The sequence below is a fragment of the Gordonia sp. ABSL11-1 genome, from assembly GCF_030315685.1.
GTDB lineage: Bacteria > Actinomycetota > Actinomycetes > Mycobacteriales > Mycobacteriaceae > Gordonia.
The window spans coordinates 70,916-86,797 of record NZ_JASXSI010000022.1; the positions used below are offsets into that span (position 1 = coordinate 70,916).

At 67.9% G+C, this 15,882-nt stretch carries 17 protein-coding genes and 3 tRNA genes; 14 read left to right on the forward strand and 6 right to left on the reverse strand.

The window, feature by feature from the left end:
• Positions 1–82: 82 nt before the first annotated feature.
• The gene (locus QSJ19_RS20910; RefSeq protein WP_286322936.1) at positions 83–871 is read left to right on the forward strand and encodes a class I SAM-dependent methyltransferase; all 789 of its coding nucleotides are present in this window, start codon (positions 83–85) and stop codon (positions 869–871) included.
• 105 nt (positions 872–976) lie between these two features.
• Here QSJ19_RS20910 and QSJ19_RS20915 read toward each other — a convergent pair whose 3' ends face one another.
• Positions 977–1,588, reverse strand: coding sequence for a Type 1 glutamine amidotransferase-like domain-containing protein (locus QSJ19_RS20915; RefSeq protein WP_286322937.1), 612 nt, complete (start codon positions 1,586–1,588; stop codon positions 977–979).
• A 328-nt stretch (positions 1,589–1,916) separates the two neighbouring features.
• On the opposite strand from QSJ19_RS20915, the gene QSJ19_RS20920 reads away from it, so the two are divergent.
• From QSJ19_RS20920 to QSJ19_RS20930, 3 genes are all read left to right on the forward strand, one after another.
• Positions 1,917–3,272, forward strand: a complete 1,356-nt coding sequence (locus tag QSJ19_RS20920) for a cytochrome P450 (protein WP_286322938.1) — start codon at positions 1,917–1,919, stop codon at positions 3,270–3,272.
• A gap of 99 nt (positions 3,273–3,371) precedes the next feature.
• Positions 3,372–4,529, forward strand: coding sequence for a glycosyltransferase family 4 protein (locus tag QSJ19_RS20925; RefSeq protein ID WP_286322939.1), 1,158 nt, complete (start codon positions 3,372–3,374; stop codon positions 4,527–4,529).
• Between the two features lie 59 nt (positions 4,530–4,588).
• Complete coding sequence (locus tag QSJ19_RS20930) at positions 4,589–5,287, forward strand: demethylmenaquinone methyltransferase (RefSeq protein ID WP_286322940.1); 699 nt, start codon at positions 4,589–4,591, stop codon at positions 5,285–5,287.
• A 58-nt stretch (positions 5,288–5,345) separates the two neighbouring features.
• Here the strand turns inward: QSJ19_RS20930 and QSJ19_RS20935 are convergent, their stop codons facing one another.
• Both QSJ19_RS20935 and QSJ19_RS20940 read right to left on the reverse strand, forming a co-directional pair.
• Positions 5,346–6,320 (reverse strand): oxygenase MpaB family protein, encoded by a 975-nt coding sequence (locus tag QSJ19_RS20935; protein ID WP_286322941.1) that lies wholly within the window; start codon positions 6,318–6,320, stop codon positions 5,346–5,348.
• 26 nt (positions 6,321–6,346) lie between these two features.
• A complete protein-coding gene (locus tag QSJ19_RS20940; RefSeq protein ID WP_286322942.1) occupies positions 6,347–7,645 on the reverse strand; it encodes a geranylgeranyl reductase family protein in 1,299 nt (432 codons plus the stop codon).
• A 123-nt stretch (positions 7,646–7,768) separates the two neighbouring features.
• Here QSJ19_RS20940 and QSJ19_RS20945 point away from each other — a divergent pair, with 123 nt between their 5' ends.
• The 4 genes from QSJ19_RS20945 (at position 7,769) to QSJ19_RS20960 (ending at position 10,456) form a co-directional block, all read left to right on the forward strand.
• Positions 7,769–8,788, forward strand: coding sequence for a polyprenyl synthetase family protein (locus QSJ19_RS20945; protein ID WP_286322953.1), 1,020 nt, complete (start codon positions 7,769–7,771; stop codon positions 8,786–8,788).
• 117 nt (positions 8,789–8,905) lie between these two features.
• Positions 8,906–9,769: a zinc metalloprotease HtpX gene (gene htpX, locus QSJ19_RS20950; protein WP_187589943.1), complete on the forward strand. Its 864-nt coding sequence runs from the start codon at positions 8,906–8,908 to the stop codon at positions 9,767–9,769.
• A gap of 32 nt (positions 9,770–9,801) precedes the next feature.
• A complete protein-coding gene (locus QSJ19_RS20955; RefSeq protein ID WP_286322943.1) occupies positions 9,802–10,035 on the forward strand; it encodes a hypothetical protein in 234 nt (77 codons plus the stop codon).
• Entirely contained in the window at positions 10,028–10,456 is a 429-nt protein-coding gene (locus tag QSJ19_RS20960; protein ID WP_286322944.1) for a TA system VapC family ribonuclease toxin, read from the forward strand. Before QSJ19_RS20955 ends, QSJ19_RS20960 begins: the two co-directional genes overlap by 8 nt.
• A 166-nt stretch (positions 10,457–10,622) precedes the next feature.
• Here QSJ19_RS20960 and QSJ19_RS20965 read toward each other — a convergent pair whose 3' ends face one another.
• Both QSJ19_RS20965 and QSJ19_RS20970 read right to left on the reverse strand, forming a co-directional pair.
• Complete coding sequence (locus QSJ19_RS20965) at positions 10,623–11,114, reverse strand: YajQ family cyclic di-GMP-binding protein (protein WP_187589929.1); 492 nt, start codon at positions 11,112–11,114, stop codon at positions 10,623–10,625.
• A 72-nt stretch (positions 11,115–11,186) separates the two neighbouring features.
• On the reverse strand, positions 11,187–11,324 hold the full coding sequence (locus QSJ19_RS20970; protein ID WP_286322945.1) for a hypothetical protein: 138 nt from the start codon (positions 11,322–11,324) through the stop codon (positions 11,187–11,189).
• A 131-nt stretch (positions 11,325–11,455) separates the two neighbouring features.
• On the opposite strand from QSJ19_RS20970, the gene QSJ19_RS20975 reads away from it, so the two are divergent.
• From QSJ19_RS20975 to QSJ19_RS20995, 5 genes are all read left to right on the forward strand, one after another.
• Positions 11,456–11,536: transfer RNA gene (locus tag QSJ19_RS20975), tRNA-Tyr, on the forward strand.
• A 128-nt stretch (positions 11,537–11,664) separates the two neighbouring features.
• Positions 11,665–11,737: transfer RNA gene (locus tag QSJ19_RS20980), tRNA-Thr, on the forward strand.
• A 20-nt stretch (positions 11,738–11,757) separates the two neighbouring features.
• A tRNA-Met gene (locus QSJ19_RS20985) sits at positions 11,758–11,831 on the forward strand.
• A gap of 94 nt (positions 11,832–11,925) precedes the next feature.
• The gene (rpmG, locus tag QSJ19_RS20990) at positions 11,926–12,093 is read left to right on the forward strand and encodes a 50S ribosomal protein L33 (protein ID WP_003929651.1); all 168 of its coding nucleotides are present in this window, start codon (positions 11,926–11,928) and stop codon (positions 12,091–12,093) included.
• Positions 12,094–12,357: 264 nt separating this feature from the next.
• Positions 12,358–13,440: a fused (3R)-hydroxyacyl-ACP dehydratase subunits HadA/HadB gene (locus QSJ19_RS20995; protein ID WP_286322946.1), complete on the forward strand. Its 1,083-nt coding sequence runs from the start codon at positions 12,358–12,360 to the stop codon at positions 13,438–13,440.
• On the opposite strand, the gene QSJ19_RS21000 is transcribed toward QSJ19_RS20995, so the two are convergent.
• Positions 13,433–14,425 (reverse strand): DMT family transporter, encoded by a 993-nt coding sequence (locus tag QSJ19_RS21000; RefSeq protein WP_286322947.1) that lies wholly within the window; start codon positions 14,423–14,425, stop codon positions 13,433–13,435. The genes QSJ19_RS20995 and QSJ19_RS21000 overlap by 8 nt on opposite strands.
• On the opposite strand from QSJ19_RS21000, the gene QSJ19_RS21005 reads away from it, so the two are divergent.
• On the forward strand, positions 14,424–15,854 hold the full coding sequence (locus QSJ19_RS21005; protein ID WP_286322948.1) for an aminotransferase-like domain-containing protein: 1,431 nt from the start codon (positions 14,424–14,426) through the stop codon (positions 15,852–15,854). The two genes, QSJ19_RS21000 and QSJ19_RS21005, sit on opposite strands and share 2 nt — an antisense overlap.
• Positions 15,855–15,882 lie beyond the last annotated feature (28 nt).

Genomic DNA, 15,882 nt, shown 5'->3' on the forward strand with positions numbered 1-15,882 from the left:
ATCGTTCGGCCGTCGCTCGGTTGCGGCACTGGATGACGACGGGTACGGCATATCGTGCGCCCACTGATACTACGCTCTGCACATGACGTCACAGATCGGCCGACTCTCACGTCGTTTCGCCAAGGCAGTGCGAGTCCGGTCCGATCGCATCGGTCGCGCCGCGCGACCTCAGGAGTTGGCCCACGAGGCGCAGGCCTACTGGACCTCGGAATCTGACGCGACCACCTGGTCGTCGGATTCGCATTGGCGCAGCGGTTTGGGTGACGAACAATGGAGGGCCGTCGGACGCGAGAACCTTCTGATCATCCAGACGCTGGCCCAGGGTCTGGGACGTGTCGATGAACTCGGCACAGTGCTCGACTGGGGGTGCGGGGGTGGAGCCAACGCGGTGGCCGTCGCGCCGTTCGCGGAGCGGCTCATCCTGGCCGATGTGGCTCCGCAGAGCGTCGCCGAGGCAGCAGATCAGGTCCGTACGGCGAGCGACGTCGTGGTGGAGACGCTGACGATCGATCTCCTTGATCCGGAACGTGCCGCCACGACCATCGAGGACACCTGCGATACGTTCATCTGCCTGTATGTCCTCGAGTTGACCGCCTCCGTGCAGGACGCGTTGCGGATCGTGCGGATCGCGAAACGAACGCTTCGCACAGGCGGCATCGCCATCTTCCAGGTGAAGTATCGATCCAGCACTCGTGCGTCGGGAACCGTGAAGCGGTCCTATCGTCGAAATCTCGCCAACATGACCATCTTCCCCATCGACGAGTTCTGGACCCATCTCGAGACGGCGGGCCTCGAGCCGCGCTTGATCACGCTGGTGCCGGAGAACGAGTTGGACCGTAATTACGCATACTTCGCCGCGACGAGGCCATGACCGAGGGAGGTTCGCCGATCGTCGCCGGCATGCGGGCGCGGACCGCGCTTGGTTCCGCCTGCACTGGATCGAGTTCAGGGGTCGTGATCGGACCGGGCGGTGCTGTCACGACGGGATGACCGAGCGCGAGTCGCCCGAGACGAGCAGCGCCTGGTCGTCGGCGAGCATGCGCAGGGTGAAGCGCTCCTCGTATCGCGCGCGCAGGTCGTCGACGACGGCCCGCCCGGACACGATGCCGTCAGCGTGCGGCACGATCACTTCGTCTATCCACCCGAGTCCTGTGGTGGATTCCAGGCCGGCGGCCTCCGAGGGGTCGTCGAGCAGGCCGAGCGGTTCGATGTCGGTACCGACGACACAGGCGCCGGCGCTCGCGCCGACATAGGGCAGGCCGGCTTCGACGCGATCGGTGAGCAGTCGATCGAATTCGGTGCGGCGCATGACCTGCAGGAGATGGAAGACGTTACCGCCGGACACGAACACGGCGTCGGCGCGATCCAGCGCGCGTGCCGCATCCCCGGAGGACGACGATTCGATGTCGAGATCGGTGACGCGATAACCGAGGCCCCGCAAGATCCGTCGGTCGAGGTCGACCCAGGCGTGGTCGGTGTGGACCGACGACGCGTTCGGAATGAATGTGACATGGACGGGGCCAGTGGTCCGTTCGGCGACAAAGGCAGGGACCGCATCGAGCCAGCGGCTCAGCAACATCAACTCCATCTCCACACCGTGCCACCCGCACCCACGCCGATCAACGGCAACGGCGGCGGATGGGCGTCGATCGAACGGACGACTCTTGACTTCGCCGGTCAAGGGATGAGACGGAGCATTCGGCTCCGCTCGCTGCGACGGACGAGGGCGGGGCCGCCCAGAGAGCCTCGAGATGTACACCGCCGGTTGATGATCACGAACATCGCTGGTGCGGCAGCGAACCCGGCGCCGTGGCGACGCCAGTCTTTCGTTAGCGCAAACAAGCGGATTGTGCCTGGTCAGCGCACCTCTCGGTACCTATCATCGGTGCAACCGACCTCAGGAGCGGAGGGCCACCATGACCACCATCCACGACATCGCGAGTCATCCACGTCCGCCGGCGGTTCCCTTGCCGCGGTGGAGGATTCTACGAGAGATGCGCCAATTCCACACGGCAAGCGAGAGATTCCGTGATCTCGCCGGCGGGGTGACGATTGTGCGTCTCGTCCCGGCGTGGTTGTCACCGCCGTTCGTCTGGGTGGCTTCTCCGCAGGGCGTGCACGATGTCCTCACCGCGCCTCGCGGAGTCATCGACAAGAGGACCACGACTCACCGGCAGTTGCAATACATCGCCGGCGAGAACCTCTTCGATCTCGACGACGCACCGTGGCAACCGCGCAGGAGGGCGCTGCAACCGGTGTTCACCAAGCAACGCGTGCATTCCTACGGCGGCGAGATGGCGGCGGCGGCGACCGGGGTGGCGGAGGGCTGGGCCGACGGCGTAACGGTCGATCTCGATCGGGAAGCACGGCACGTCACGATCGATGCTCTGGCCCGGTCGGTCCTCGGATGCCGTCTGGACCACCTGGACGAGTTGAGTCGGGACGTACGGGCCGTCATCGAGCACGCGGCCGACCGCGGTATGCGACCGTTGAATCCACCACATTGGCTACCCACCCCGGGACACCGTACGGCATACGCGGCCGTCGGTCGGGTGCGTGAGCTGGGGCGGGGCATCGTGGAGCGTTGCCGTCAGGATCCCGACGCCGAGGCCCCGCTGGTCCACGTCCTGCTGGCGGCGCGCGACCCCGACACCGGCGAGGCGCTGACCGACGAGCAGATTGTCGACGAACTGGTCGCCTTCCTCGTTGCGGGGCAGGACACCACCGCGACGCTGCTGGCATACAGCCTGTGGGCGTTGGGGCATCGCCCGCAGATGCAGGAGCGTATCCGGGAAGAGGTATCTGCTTGCGGAACAGGATGTTTGACACCGGACGACATCGACGGACTCGAGTACACCGTGCAGGTGCTGCACGAGGCGTTGCGGCTGTGCCCGCCGGCGCCGGCCGTGGCGCGGACCGCGATACGCGACCTCGTCGTCGATGGCTTCAGGGTCGAGGCGGGTAGCATTCTGATCACGTCGTTTTATGCGCTTCATCGCGATCCGGCACTGTGGGAGGAGCCGCTCACCTTCGATCCCGAGCGGTTCGGGCCTGATCGCAGGAGGTCGATCGACCGTTGGCAGTACTTGCCGTTCGGCGCGGGCCGGCGGTCCTGCGTCGGCGACCATTTCGCGATGCTGGAGGCGGCGATCGGACTGGCGAGCATCGTGCGTGACGTCGACGTCGTCTCGGCCGGCCCGGAGTTTCCGACGACGACTCCATTCACCCTGGTGGCCGACGGACCGATCGAGGCGCGCGTCCGCCGGCGGTGAGCGGTCTCCGGACATCGGAGGGACGGTGTTCATCGGCTGTTCGCGCCTGCATCATCGGGTCTCGGATCACTGGTCAGCATGTGCTGACACGATGGCGGCATGCGGGTAGCGATCGTTGCCGAGAGTTTCCTGCCGCAGATGAACGGAGTGGTCAACTCCGTACTGCGGGTGGTCGACCATATCGAGCGCACCGGGCACGAGGCCGTGGTGATCGCGCCGGGCACCCCACGCGGGGAGGCCGGGGCGCCCCGGCTCATCGGCCGCCGGACCCCGGTTCACCTGCTCCCGTCGGTGATGGTGCCGAAGGTGACGTCGTTGCCGATCGGGGTGCCGACGCCCACGCTCTACCGCGCTCTGCGCGACGTCGATCCCGATGTCGTGCACCTCGCGTCGCCGTTCGTCGTCGGCGCGGCCGGGGCGGTGGCCGCTCGTCTGCTCGACCTGCCGTCGGTGGCGGTGTTCCAGACCGACGTCGCCGGATTCGCCGCCAGCTACGGGCTGGCAGTCACGTCGCGACTGGCGTGGCGCTACACGCGGCGACTGCACGAGCTGTGCGACCGCACCTTGGCGCCGTCCACCGAGACGATGACAACCCTGGCAGCGCATGGTGTTCCGCGACTCTACCGATGGGGACGCGGCGTCGACGTCGAACAGTTCGATCCCCGGCACGCCGATCCGGTGCTGCGTGCGCGCTGGGGTACTTCGCCGGAGGGGCACCGTCGCCTTGTCGTCGGGTTCGTCGGACGGCTGGCACCGGAGAAGCAGATCGACCGTCTCGCGGGTATCGGCAACGATCCGTCGGTGCAGCTCGTCATCGTCGGCGACGGGCCGGAACGCGAACGGCTGCAGGCGATGATGCCGCGCGCGCATTTCACCGGCGAACTGCGCGGCGCGGATCTGGCGCGGGCCTACGCGAGCTTCGACGTGTTCGTCCATGCAGGCGAACACGAGACGTTCTGCCAGACGGTCCAGGAGGCGATGGCCAGCGGACTGCCCGTCGTCGGTCCCGACGCCGGGGGCCCGCGCGACCTCATCGGCCACTGCCGCACCGGCTATCTGCTCCCGCCACGTGAGTTCGCCGAGCGGCTGCCCGCCGTCATCGACGTGTTGCGCGACGACGCCCTGCGCGCCGAGTTCGGGCGCGCCGGACTCGGCGCGGTGCGTGCACGCACCTGGCCTGCGGTCTGCGACGAACTGCTCGGTCACTACCGGGCCGTCACCGGCGGCGATCAGGCGGTGGCCTCGCTGGCCGGATGACGTCGGCGTTCGACGACGCCGTCGTCGCCGGCGGGGGTACGAGGCGGTAGGTTGTGAGCATGGGAACCGGCTCGCAGGATCGTGCAACCCTCGACAAGGACCCGGCCGAGGTCGCGGCCATGTTCGACGGTGTGGCCAAGCGCTACGACCTGACCAACACGGTGCTGTCGTTCGGGCAGGATCGCGGCTGGCGACGCACGACACGCAAGGCCCTGGCGCTACGGCACGGCGACATCGTGCTCGACCTGGCGGCCGGTACCGCGGTGTCGACGGTGGAGCTGGCGACGTCGGGCGCGCACTGCATCGCCGCCGACTTCTCGCTCGGCATGCTGAAGGCCGGTGCGCACCGAGACGTGCCCAAGGTGGCGGCCGACGCCCTGGCCCTCCCGTTCGCCGACGAGTCGTTCGACGCGGCGACCATCTCCTTTGGCCTGCGCAACGTGCACGACGCCCCGAAGGCGCTGTCGGAGCTGCGGCGAGTGTTGAAACCCGGTGGCCGACTGGTGATCTGCGAGTTCTCGACGCCGACGTTCCGTGCGTTCCGCACCGTGTACATGGAGTATCTGATGAAGGCGCTGCCCGCTGTCGCGACGAAGGTGTCGAGCAACCCGGCGGCGTATGTCTATCTCGCCGAGTCGATCCGGGCGTGGCCCGACCAGACCCGGCTCGCCGCGCTGCTGCGGGACGCGGGGTTCACCAAGGTCGACTGGCAGAACCTCACCGGCGGTATCGCCGCGATCCATTCCGCGGTGCGCTGAGGGCAGGGTGGTTCCGTCGGCGTGACTTCGGTGGCCGTCGGCGGGTTTTCGGGAAGGCTCAGCCGGCGGTCTGGGTCTCGGCCCCCGAGTCGTCGGCGGCCCGATGGCGGGGGACCGGGCAGCCCGGGGCGAAGGTGCCCAACTCGCCCAGCTGGTAGCCCCTGGGGTAGCCGCGCACCTGCGACATCTGCCGCCCGTAGATCGGTTCGGGCCGGGGTGAACCGAGGTATCGGATGACCAGGCCGCGTGACTTGAGTCCGCCGCGGACGAGCACGCGTTCGACGGCGGTCGGTGTCGGGAAGCCGAAGGCGGCGAGAAGGCGCTCGTCCATGAGCGCGAACGACATCCGTCGCACGACGCGACGCGGCAGTAGCCGGTATGGCAGAAAGGTACCGAGCAGGTCGAGGGTGGCGTCGGCGACGGCGAGCGACTTCTCCTGGTACGCGAAGTGTTTCGTCTCGTAGTCGACGTAAAACTTCTCGAACTCCTCGTAGGTCTCGGGAATGTCCTTGATGGCCATGTGTTTTCCGAGGCGGCGGTAGTAGTTGGTGAGACCGGTGACCTCGTGGTGGGTCAGTCTGCGCCACTCGTAGGCGTTCACCCATTCGACCGGGCACACGACGAATGTCGCCAGGACATAGAGCATGTCGTCGTTGGAGATGTCGTACATCGCGTGCATCTGATTGATCCGCCGGATACCCGCGCGGCCGGCGGGGCTGTCGAAGCCGTGTTCGATCGGGGCGTCGAGCAGCAGGACCGTGTCGTCGTAGCGCTTCTGGGTCTGTTCGGTGAACTGCCCGGTGTCGTAGAGGAGTTCGCCGATCGACGGCACGGCGTAGGTGCGGAAGAGGGCGAAACTCAAGGCCTGGGTGATGCCCCAGGGGAACTCGTGGGTGCCGAGAAGTCGGGCGATCGCCACGGGGTCGTCGTCGGCGTCGATGCGTGCGATCTCGGCGCGCAGGCGGTGACGCGCGAGGTGGCGGTCGGCCAGGGCCCGCCGTGCACGGGTCGCGAGAGAGGCAACGTTCGACATGGAAGAAACATATCACCGAAATTGTGTCATTGAAATGGTGGGCGGTGGTCGACACGGCTGGAGACGCGACCGGTGGTACGCCAGGCGCGGGCGACCAGGTCGGCGTCGTCGGGGGTGATGAGATTGCCCATCACTCGCACGACCAGCGACATCAGCCACGCCGACCGGATGCCGGGACGCCCGAGGGTGGGGACGGCCTGCGGGACCGTCAGGACGCCGGCGAGACGGCGGGCAGCGGAGAACGCGAGCCCGTAGTGCTCGACGAGGATGTCGCGCCAGCGGCCGGTGTGGTCGGGGGAGCGGCGCGTGTCGTCGAGGAGTTCGACGGCGAGGCGGCCGGTCTCGAGCGCGTAGTCGATACCCTCGCCGTTGAGCGGGTTCACGCAGGCGGCGGCGTCACCGATCAGCATCCAGTTCGGTCCGGCGACACCGGAGACCGCGCCACCCATCGGCAGCAGCGCCGACGTCAGGCGGGAGGGGGTGCCGGTGATCGCCCACTCGTCGCCGACCATCCGGGCGTAGTACTCGAGGATGGGCCGTAATGCCATGTGTGCCGGTCGTTTCGCTGTGGCGAGCGCGCCGACGCCGACGTTGAGCACGCCGCCGGACAGATCGCCGAGCGGGCCGGGCGGGACGTCGCCCAGCGGGAACACCCAGCCGTAGCCGGGCAGCAGTGCGCCGTCGGGACCGCGGAGCTCGAGGTGGGATCCCATCCACGGGTCGTCGGCGCGCCCGGACGGGACATACGCGCGCGCCGCGACACCATAAGCGGTGTCGCGGTGCCACTCTCGCCCGAGTGCCTTGCCCAACCCCGACCGCACACCGTCGGCGACAATGACGTCGCGCACCGCGATCGGCCAACGGCCGCCGGGAGAGTCGACGACGACCTCGGCGATCCGGCCATCGCGCATCGTGACGTCGACAGCCTTGTGGCCCTGCACCATTCGTGCTCCGCGGGCGACAGCCAGCTCGCGGATCGCATCATCGAGCTCCATACGGGAGATGGCGCTGCCGTAACCCGGGAACCGGCCCGACGGCCAACGGATGTGCTGCTGCGCACCCCAGCCGTGCAGATGCAGGCCGTCGATGCGCGGGCGGTCGTCGAGGTAGGCGGCGAGGCCGAGGTGATCGAGCTCGGCGACGGCCCGCGGTGTCAGGCCGTCGCCGCACGTCTTGTCGCGGGGGAACGTGGCTGCGTCGAGCAGCACGACCTCGTGTCCGGCGGTCGCGGCATGGGCGGCCGCCGCGGACCCGCCGGGGCCCGCGCCGACGACGAGGACGTCGGCGTGCTCGGGGATCGGGCGCGGGTCGATGTCGCTACTCACCCGACCAGTATGTCGGCCCTCACCCGACCACCCTCTCGGCGCGGGTCAACGACTACGCTCGGCATCATGGCAGCCGTGCCCGATGGCCGGTTGCTCCGACGTCGAGATGGAGCGGCAGAGCGCGTGAAGTCCACATTCGCCGGGTTGGACCTGGGCACCGATGAGTTCGCCGAGACCGTCCGGGGGTCGTTGGCGCAGGTCGAGGACCTGTTGTTGACGGAGTTGTCGTCGGGCGACGAGATCATGACGGAGGCCGCCACGCATCTGGCGAAAGCCGGCGGCAAGCGGTTCCGTCCCATGTTCGCGATCCTGGCCGCCCAGTTCGGTGCGCGTCCGCAGGCGTCGGGGGTGATCACGTCGGCCACCGTCGTCGAGATGATCCACCTGGCCACGCTGTATCACGACGACGTCATGGACGAGGCCCAGCTGCGTCGCGGTGCACCCAGCGCGAACGCGCGGTGGACGAACTCGGTCGCCATCCTGTCCGGCGACTTCCTGTTCGCGCGGGCGTCGCGGCTGGTGTCGACGCTGGGACCCGACGCCGTCCGGATCATCGCGGAGACGTTCGCCGAACTGGTCACCGGGCAGATGCGCGAGACCGTCGGCGTGCGCGGGGGCGGCGACCCGATCGAGCACTATCTGCGGGTGGTGTGGGAGAAGACCGGATCGCTGATCGCGGCGTCGGGCCGATTCGGCGCGATGGCGTCGGACGCGACTCCCGACGACATCGAGCGGCTCTCGAAGCTCGGCGACATCATCGGCACCGCGTTCCAGGTGTCCGACGACATCATCGACATCAGCTCGGTCAGCGGCGACTCGGGCAAGACGCCGGGCACGGATCTGCGTGAGGGTGTGCACACGCTGCCGGTGCTGTACGCCGTGCGCGGTGACGACGCGGCGTCGAAGCGGTTGCGTGAGCTGCTCGTCGACCCCCGGACAGGTGCTGCCGTGCCGGTCACCGACGACGCCGTGGTCGCCGAGGCGATCGAGGTGCTCAACTCGTCGTCGGGCATGGGCGCCGCGCATGATCGCCTGCGGGCCTACGCCGACGAGGCGCAGGCCGTGCTCGCCGAGCTTCCCGACGGTCCCGCTCACCAGGCGTTGTCGTCGCTGGTGCGGTACACGATCGACCGCACCGGATAACCACCGCATAACGCCGGACCGCGGTCCGGAACTTCTGCCCCCGGTCGGATCGTTTGACAGAGTGATTGGGACCCAGGCGAGGGCGCCGGGTCGACCCGCTCGACAGACGAGGGACAGATGCATTTCAACGGCCTGAAGACCGCCGCGATGATGGGGCTGATGTCGGCGATCATCGTCGGCATCGGTGCGCTCTTCCGCAGTCCGACGATCTTGCTGATCGCGGTGGTCGCCGCCGTCGGCATGAACGCCTACGTCTACTTCAACTCGGCGAAACTGGCGCTGCGCTCGATGCACGCACAGCCGGTCACCGAGGTCGAGGCGCCGGTCCTGTACCGCATCGTGCGTGAGCTCGCGACGTCCGCGCGTCAGCCGATGCCGGCGCTCTACATCAGCCCCACCGAGTCGCCGAACGCGTTCGCGACCGGCCGCAACCCGAAGAACGCCGCGGTGTGCTGCACCGCCGGGATCATGCGACTGCTCGACGAGCGCGAGTTGCGTGCCGTGCTGGGGCACGAGCTGTCGCACGTCTACAACCGCGACATCCTCATCTCGTCGATAGCCGGGGCGATGGCGTCGATCATCACCGGACTCGCGAACTTCGCGTTCTTCTTCGGCGGCAACCGCGACGGCAACGGTCCGGGCCTGCTCGGCGTCCTGCTGATCACCTTCCTCGGCCCGCTCGCGGCGACGGTCATCAAGATGTCGGTGTCGCGGTCGCGCGAGTACCAGGCCGACGAGTCGGGCGCCGAGCTGACCGGTGATCCGCTGGCGCTCGCGTCCGCGCTCGCCAAGATCAGCGGCGGCATCGACCGCGCACCCCTCGCGCCGGATCCGAAGATCGAGTCGCAGTCACACCTGATGATCGCCAACCCGTTCCGCGGTGGCGGCGTCGCGAAGCTGTTCTCCACGCACCCGCCGACCGCGGATCGCATCGCCCGGCTGCAGGAGATGGCGAGGCGGGGGCCGCATTCGGGCCGGTGATGCGTGATGCGTGATGCGCTAAGGTTGCTCATATGAGGACCACTCTGGACATCGACCCTCGCGTGCTGGCAGCGGCGCGCGCACGGGTCAACGCCGGGGAGAACAAGAGTCTGGGTGAAGCCGTGTCCGACCTCGCCCTCGCCGGGCTGTCGGACGGCGACCGTGCCGCTTCGCCGACCGACAGCAATGGACTCGTGCTGTTGCCCATCACTCCCGGCCATGTCGTGACCGATGAGATGGTCGCCGACGCCCTGCTCGATGAGTGAGACCGACCTGCCGGACGTCAACGTCCTGGTTGCGCTCGTCCACCCCGGGCACGTTCACCATCAGCCCGCCCAGGAGTGGTTCGCCGATGTCGTCCGCTTTGCGACGACACCGATCACCGAAGCCGGGTTGATGCGCGTGGCGCTCAATCGCACGGTGATGGGGCGCGCCGTGCGCGGCGGGGACGCGGTTGCGACGTTGCGGTCGCTCCGTGCGCATGACCGGGCGACATTTCTGGCCGACGATTCGTCCCTGGCGGATGCAGCGATCGACCTTGCCGGACTCGTCGGCTTCCGACAGGTCACGGATCTTCATCTGGTGAATCTGGCAGCTCGCAGCGGTGCCCGACTCGTCACGTTCGACACGAAGATCGAGCCGGTGCTCGGCCCGTCCGATCGCCGACTGGTGCTCACGCTGTCCTGACAGCGATCGGGACCGTCCGTCAGCGTGTTGCGCTCTCACCGAAATCGCCGACGGCACGCACCTCATCTGTCGGGAGCCACCTTCGCAAGTGGGAAGGTGGCTCCCGACAGATGAGGTGGCTCGGTCAGCGCCTCGGTCGGCACACGATCAGCAGGGGTGAGGTCGCCTAGCGATAGTTGACGAACTGCAGGGCGATCCCGAAGTCCTCGCCCTTGAGCAGGGCGATGACCGCCTGCAGATCGTCACGCTTCTTGCTCGACACCCGCAGTTCCTCGCCCTGGATCTGAGCCTTCACGCCCTTCGGGCCCTCGTCGCGGATCTTCTTCGAGATCTTCTTCGCGTGCTCGGAGTCGATCCCCTCGACGATCTTGCCGGCGATCTTGAAGGTCTTGCCCGACGCCGACGGCTCGCCCGCGTCGAACGCCTTCAGCGAGATGTCGCGACGGATCAGCTTCTCCTTGAACACCTCGAGCCCGGCCTGGGCGCGCTCCTCGGCGTCGGAGGTGATGACGATGTTCTCCTCGCCGGACCACTCGATGCCGGTGTTGGTGCCGCGGAAGTCGTAGCGCTGCGACAGCTCCTTGGCCGCCTGATTGAGGGCGTTGTCGACCTCTTGACGGTCGACCTTGCTCACCACGTCGAACGATGAATCTGCCATGCCGGACAGGGTAGTCGGCGGGCGGTCGGGGCTGTCAGCGCAGTCGGGAAATGACGTCGGTGGCCGAAAGGGTCAGTGCACGGTCGCGGTGAGTCCGGTCACCCGACGAGACGGGTCGTCGAACGAGGATTCCGTGGCGGGCTTGTCCCAGATGACACCACAGCGGCCGGCCGTGGAGCCCGGCTCGTCGGCCGCTCGCTGCGGTGTCATTGGGGACACGGTCTGTGCGCGAGAATTCGCGCGACACCTCTGAGCAGCCGGTTTGCGCGGATATGGGATCGTCGTTGTATTCTTCACGGCGTTGTTCTTGCGGCCGTTCACGCGGCCGGAACGGACGGCACGGCAGGTTGCCCGAGCGGCCAAAGGGAGCGGACTGTAAATCCGTCGCGCAAGCTACATAGGTTCGAATCCTATACCTGCCACAACGTGGTCCCACGCTGACTTCTCGGCACTCGCCACCGGTCGCTACCAGCGATTTGGTGAGCGCCGTGGTTCGTGTGTAACCTCGTTAAGGCTCTCGAGCAGGTCAGCGAAGGACATGTTCGGGTACGCCCCCTTAGCTCAGTCGGCAGAGCGTTTCCATGGTAAGGAAAAGGTCGACGGTTCGATTCCGTCAGGGGGCTCGCTGGACCCCAGTCCACATGGCGGTGTAGCTCAGCTGGTTAGAGCGCACGACTCATAATCGTGAGGTCGAGGGATCGAGTCCCTCCACCGCTACACATCGGTGCCGACCAGCCGGGTGCCGACCGACCCAGGGCCGAGCCCCATCGGCTCCGCGCCCGCCACGTACCACCCGAAAGAAGGCAACGAAGTGGCCTCCTCAACAGATGTTCGCCCCAAGATCACCTTGGCGTGCGAGGTGTGTAAGCACCGTAACTACATCACCAAGAAGAACCGTCGCAACGATCCCGATCGTCTCGAGATCAAGAAGTTCTGCCCGAACTGCGGCAAGCACCAGGCGCACAAAGAGTCGCGGTGACGACTTCGTCGTCGGAGTCGCGGTGACGACTTCGTCGTCGGAGTCGCGCTGACGACTCGGTCGCCCCACGGTGCCGACGGCATCACCGGCGACACAACGGAATTTTCTGCGGGCTGCCTCTTCACGGGAGAGGCGGCCCGCACCCGTAGGTAGGGTGAAACGGTCTGCGGGACGGGCCGGCGACGGTCCGCGGATGAGTCGAGGACGACCGAACACGGCGGGAGACGAGCCAGTGGGGTTGGCTGAGTGAAGGAGCGAGAACCGATGACAGTGACCGAAACCGAGATTCAACAGCGGATCGATGCGTTGAGGAGCGGTGCAAAACTCACTCCGGAGGAGATCGCCGCCCACACCCGGGAGATGGTCGGGTTCAACTACACGGTCGACGACTACTACGAGGTCGGCCGCGAAGAGGTCCGCAAGCACGCCCGTGCCGTGCAGGACGACCACCCGGTGCACTGGAACGAGGCTGCCGCTCAGGAGATGGGTCATGACACCCTGATCGCGGCGCCGACGTTCGTCTCGGTGCTCGGCATCATCGCCCAGCGTCGCCTGTTCGAGGACGTCGTCACCGGTTACGACCTGTGGCAGATCATGCAGACCGATCAGCGTCTGGTGTTCCATCAGCCGATCAAGGTCGGCGACCAGCTCATCTGCGACGTCTCGCTCGACTCGTTCCGCCAGATGGCCGGCACGGACGTGATGATCACGAAGAACATCATCTGGAACCAGCGCGACGAACCGGTCATGACCACGTGGACCAGTCTCGTGGCCCGTCCCGCTGTCGAGGCCGATCCGGAGGTCCTCGACAAGCTCGAGCACGTGATGATGAAGGTCGATCGCGAGCCGGAGATGCCGCACACCGTGCACGGACCGTTCGACCGCTACGACCTCCCCGATCCCGAGGTCGAGCCGAAGGCGTACTCGGCGATCAACTTCGACGACCTGACTGTCGGTCAGGAGCTGCCGCCGGTCACCAAGACGCTGACGCGCGGCAACCTCGTCAACTACGCCGGTGTCGCCGGTGACCCGAACCCGATCCACTTCTCCGACGAGGTCGCGAAGGTCATCGGCCTGGAGACCGTCGTCGCGCACGGCATGCAGTCGATGGGGCTGGGCGCCAGCTTCATCAGTAGCTTCGTCGGCGACCCGGCCGCGATCTTCGAGTACAACGTGCGCTTCACCAGCCCGGTGTACGTGCCCGCCGAGGGCTACGCCCAGGTCGACTTCACCGGCAAGATCAAGTCGCTTGATCCGGACACCCGTCGCGGTGTCATCGCGATGGTCGCCAAGCAGGGCGACCGCAAGATCTTCGGCCGCGCGCAGGCGCACGTCCAGTTCAACTGACCTGACTCACCGGCCCGGTCCGGGCACCTGAGACGGGCGCTCCACCGGGACCCGTCGCGACGCGGCTGCGTACCGTGAACGCGGCGCACCCGATGACTGCGGCACCGCCGACGACCAGTTCCGGTGTCGGCCGCTCACCGAGCAGCAGGATCGCCCACACGACCGTCAGGACCGGCTGGATCAGCTGGACCTGGCTCACCGTCGTCATCGGGCCGATCGCCAGACCGCGATACCAGGCGAAGAATCCCAGGAACATGCTGATCGCCGCGAGATAGCCGAAGGCCGCCCACTGGCCGGCGGTGGCGTGCGGGAGGTGCCCGTCGGTGACGACGAGGGTCGTCACGAGCATCGCCGGTGAGGCCAGGATCAAGGCCCAGCAGATGGTCTGCCAGGAGCCCAGTTCGCGTGCCATCACACCGCCCTGGGCGTAGCCGACCGCCGCGAGGACGACGGCAGCCAGCAGATACAGATCGGCGATCCCCGGAGTGGTCGGGACGCCGTGACCGGCGACGGTGAAGGCGATCGTCGCGATCACGCCCAGTGCTGCGCCCACCCAGAATCGTCGGCCGGGGCGTTCATGCGTGCGGCTCACCGCGACGACGGCCGTGGCCGCCGGCAGCAGCCCGATCACCACCGCCGAATGCCCTGCCGCGGTGTCGCGCAAAGCAAGCGACGTCAGGATGGGGAATCCTGCGACGACACCGGCCGAGACGGGCGCCAGTCGCAGCCACTGCCTCGTGGTCGGCCGGCTCGCACCGCCGACGACGAGGGCGACAGCGGCCAGGCATGCCGCGACGACCGCGCGGGCACATCCGATGAACAGGGGATCGAGTCCGGCGACAGCAATCCGTGTGAACGGCACGGTGAAGGAGAAGGCGACGACTCCGACAAGCCCCCAGGCCAAGCCTGCGGACGGCGATCCGAGATGACTGCGAGGCGATAGCACTCGGGAATCATGCGCGATAGCGCTACTATGATGACTCATGTCCGACGATAGCAGTGACCGGATCGCTCGTCACCTCCGCTCAGTGGCGGCCGAGGCGGAGCCGGGCAGCAGACTGCCGTCGACGCGTGCGCTGGCCGCCCGGTTCGGGGCGGGACCGGTGACCGTCCAGCGCGCGCTGGCCCAACTGGTCGCGGCGGGTGTCGTCGAGACGCGGGCGGGCGCCGGTACGTTCGTCCGGCGACGGGTCGCGCCGTCGGCTCGACTCGACATGTCCTGGCAGACCGCCGCTCTCGGGCCCGAACGTACCGGGTCGTCGGCGGTCGGCTCGACCATGCGGCAGATTCCGCACGACACGATCGCCATGCACTCCGGCTACCCCGATCTGGATCTCATGCCGATGCGTGAGGTGCGCAGCGCGTTCGGTCGGATCACGCGTGGCGCCGGTGCCGGTGGTCGTGACCAGGTCTTCGCCCGGCCGCCCACTGCCGGCCTGCCCGACCTTCGACGGTGGTTCGTCGACGAACTCGACGTCGACGGGTGGCGCGACTCCGATGCCGTGATCGCCTCGGGAGGGCAGGCCGCCCTCGCCGCGACCTTCCGGGCGCTGGCCGCACCCGGCGACCCGATCGTGATGGAGTCACCGACCTACTGGGGAGCCATCGCGGCGGCGCGGCAGGCGGGACTGGTCATCGTGCCGGTCCCGCGTACCGGAGGTGCGCCGGCCGCGGCCGATCTCGACGAGGTGTTCGCGACGACGGGGGCGAAGGTGCTCTACGCGCAACCGAACTTCGCCAACCCGACCGGAGACGTGTGGAACGCCGCCCAACGAGACGACGTGCTCGCCGTCGTCGGCGGCCACCGGGCGTTCGTGATCGAGGACGACTGGGCGCACGACTTCGCGCTCGACATCGCGCCGCGGCCCCTGGCGTGCTCCGACACCGACGGGCACGTGATCTACATCCGCTCGCTGACCAAGAGCCTCTCGCTCACCGTCCGGGTGGCGGCACTGCTCGCGCGGGGGCCGGCTCGTGCGCGGATCGAGAACGCGCTCACCGTCTCCGACCTCTACGTCGCCCCCGTGCTGCAGGCAGTCGCGCTCGACGTCGTGTCGAGACCCGCGTGGCGTACGCACCTGCAGCGGCTGCAGCGCACACTCGCCGCACGTCGCGACAGCCTGCTCGGGGCGCTCGCCGCCGGTGCGCCGGAGCTCGACGTGGCACGTCCGCCGGGAGGCCTCAACCTGTGGGTGTCGCTGCCGACTCATCGCGCCGACGGATCGCCGATCGACGCCGACCTCGTCGCGGCCCGTACGCTGGCCCGTGGGCTGTCGATCTCCCCGGGGCGCGAGTGGTTCCCGACCGAACCGACGGGACCGTTCATCCGGCTCAACTACGCCGCCGCCTCGCCGGATCGTTACGACGAGGCGGTGTCGATCCTGAGAGCTGCGGTTCTGGACGGGACGATGTAGTCCGCACGCCGGACATCTGATCGGCTGT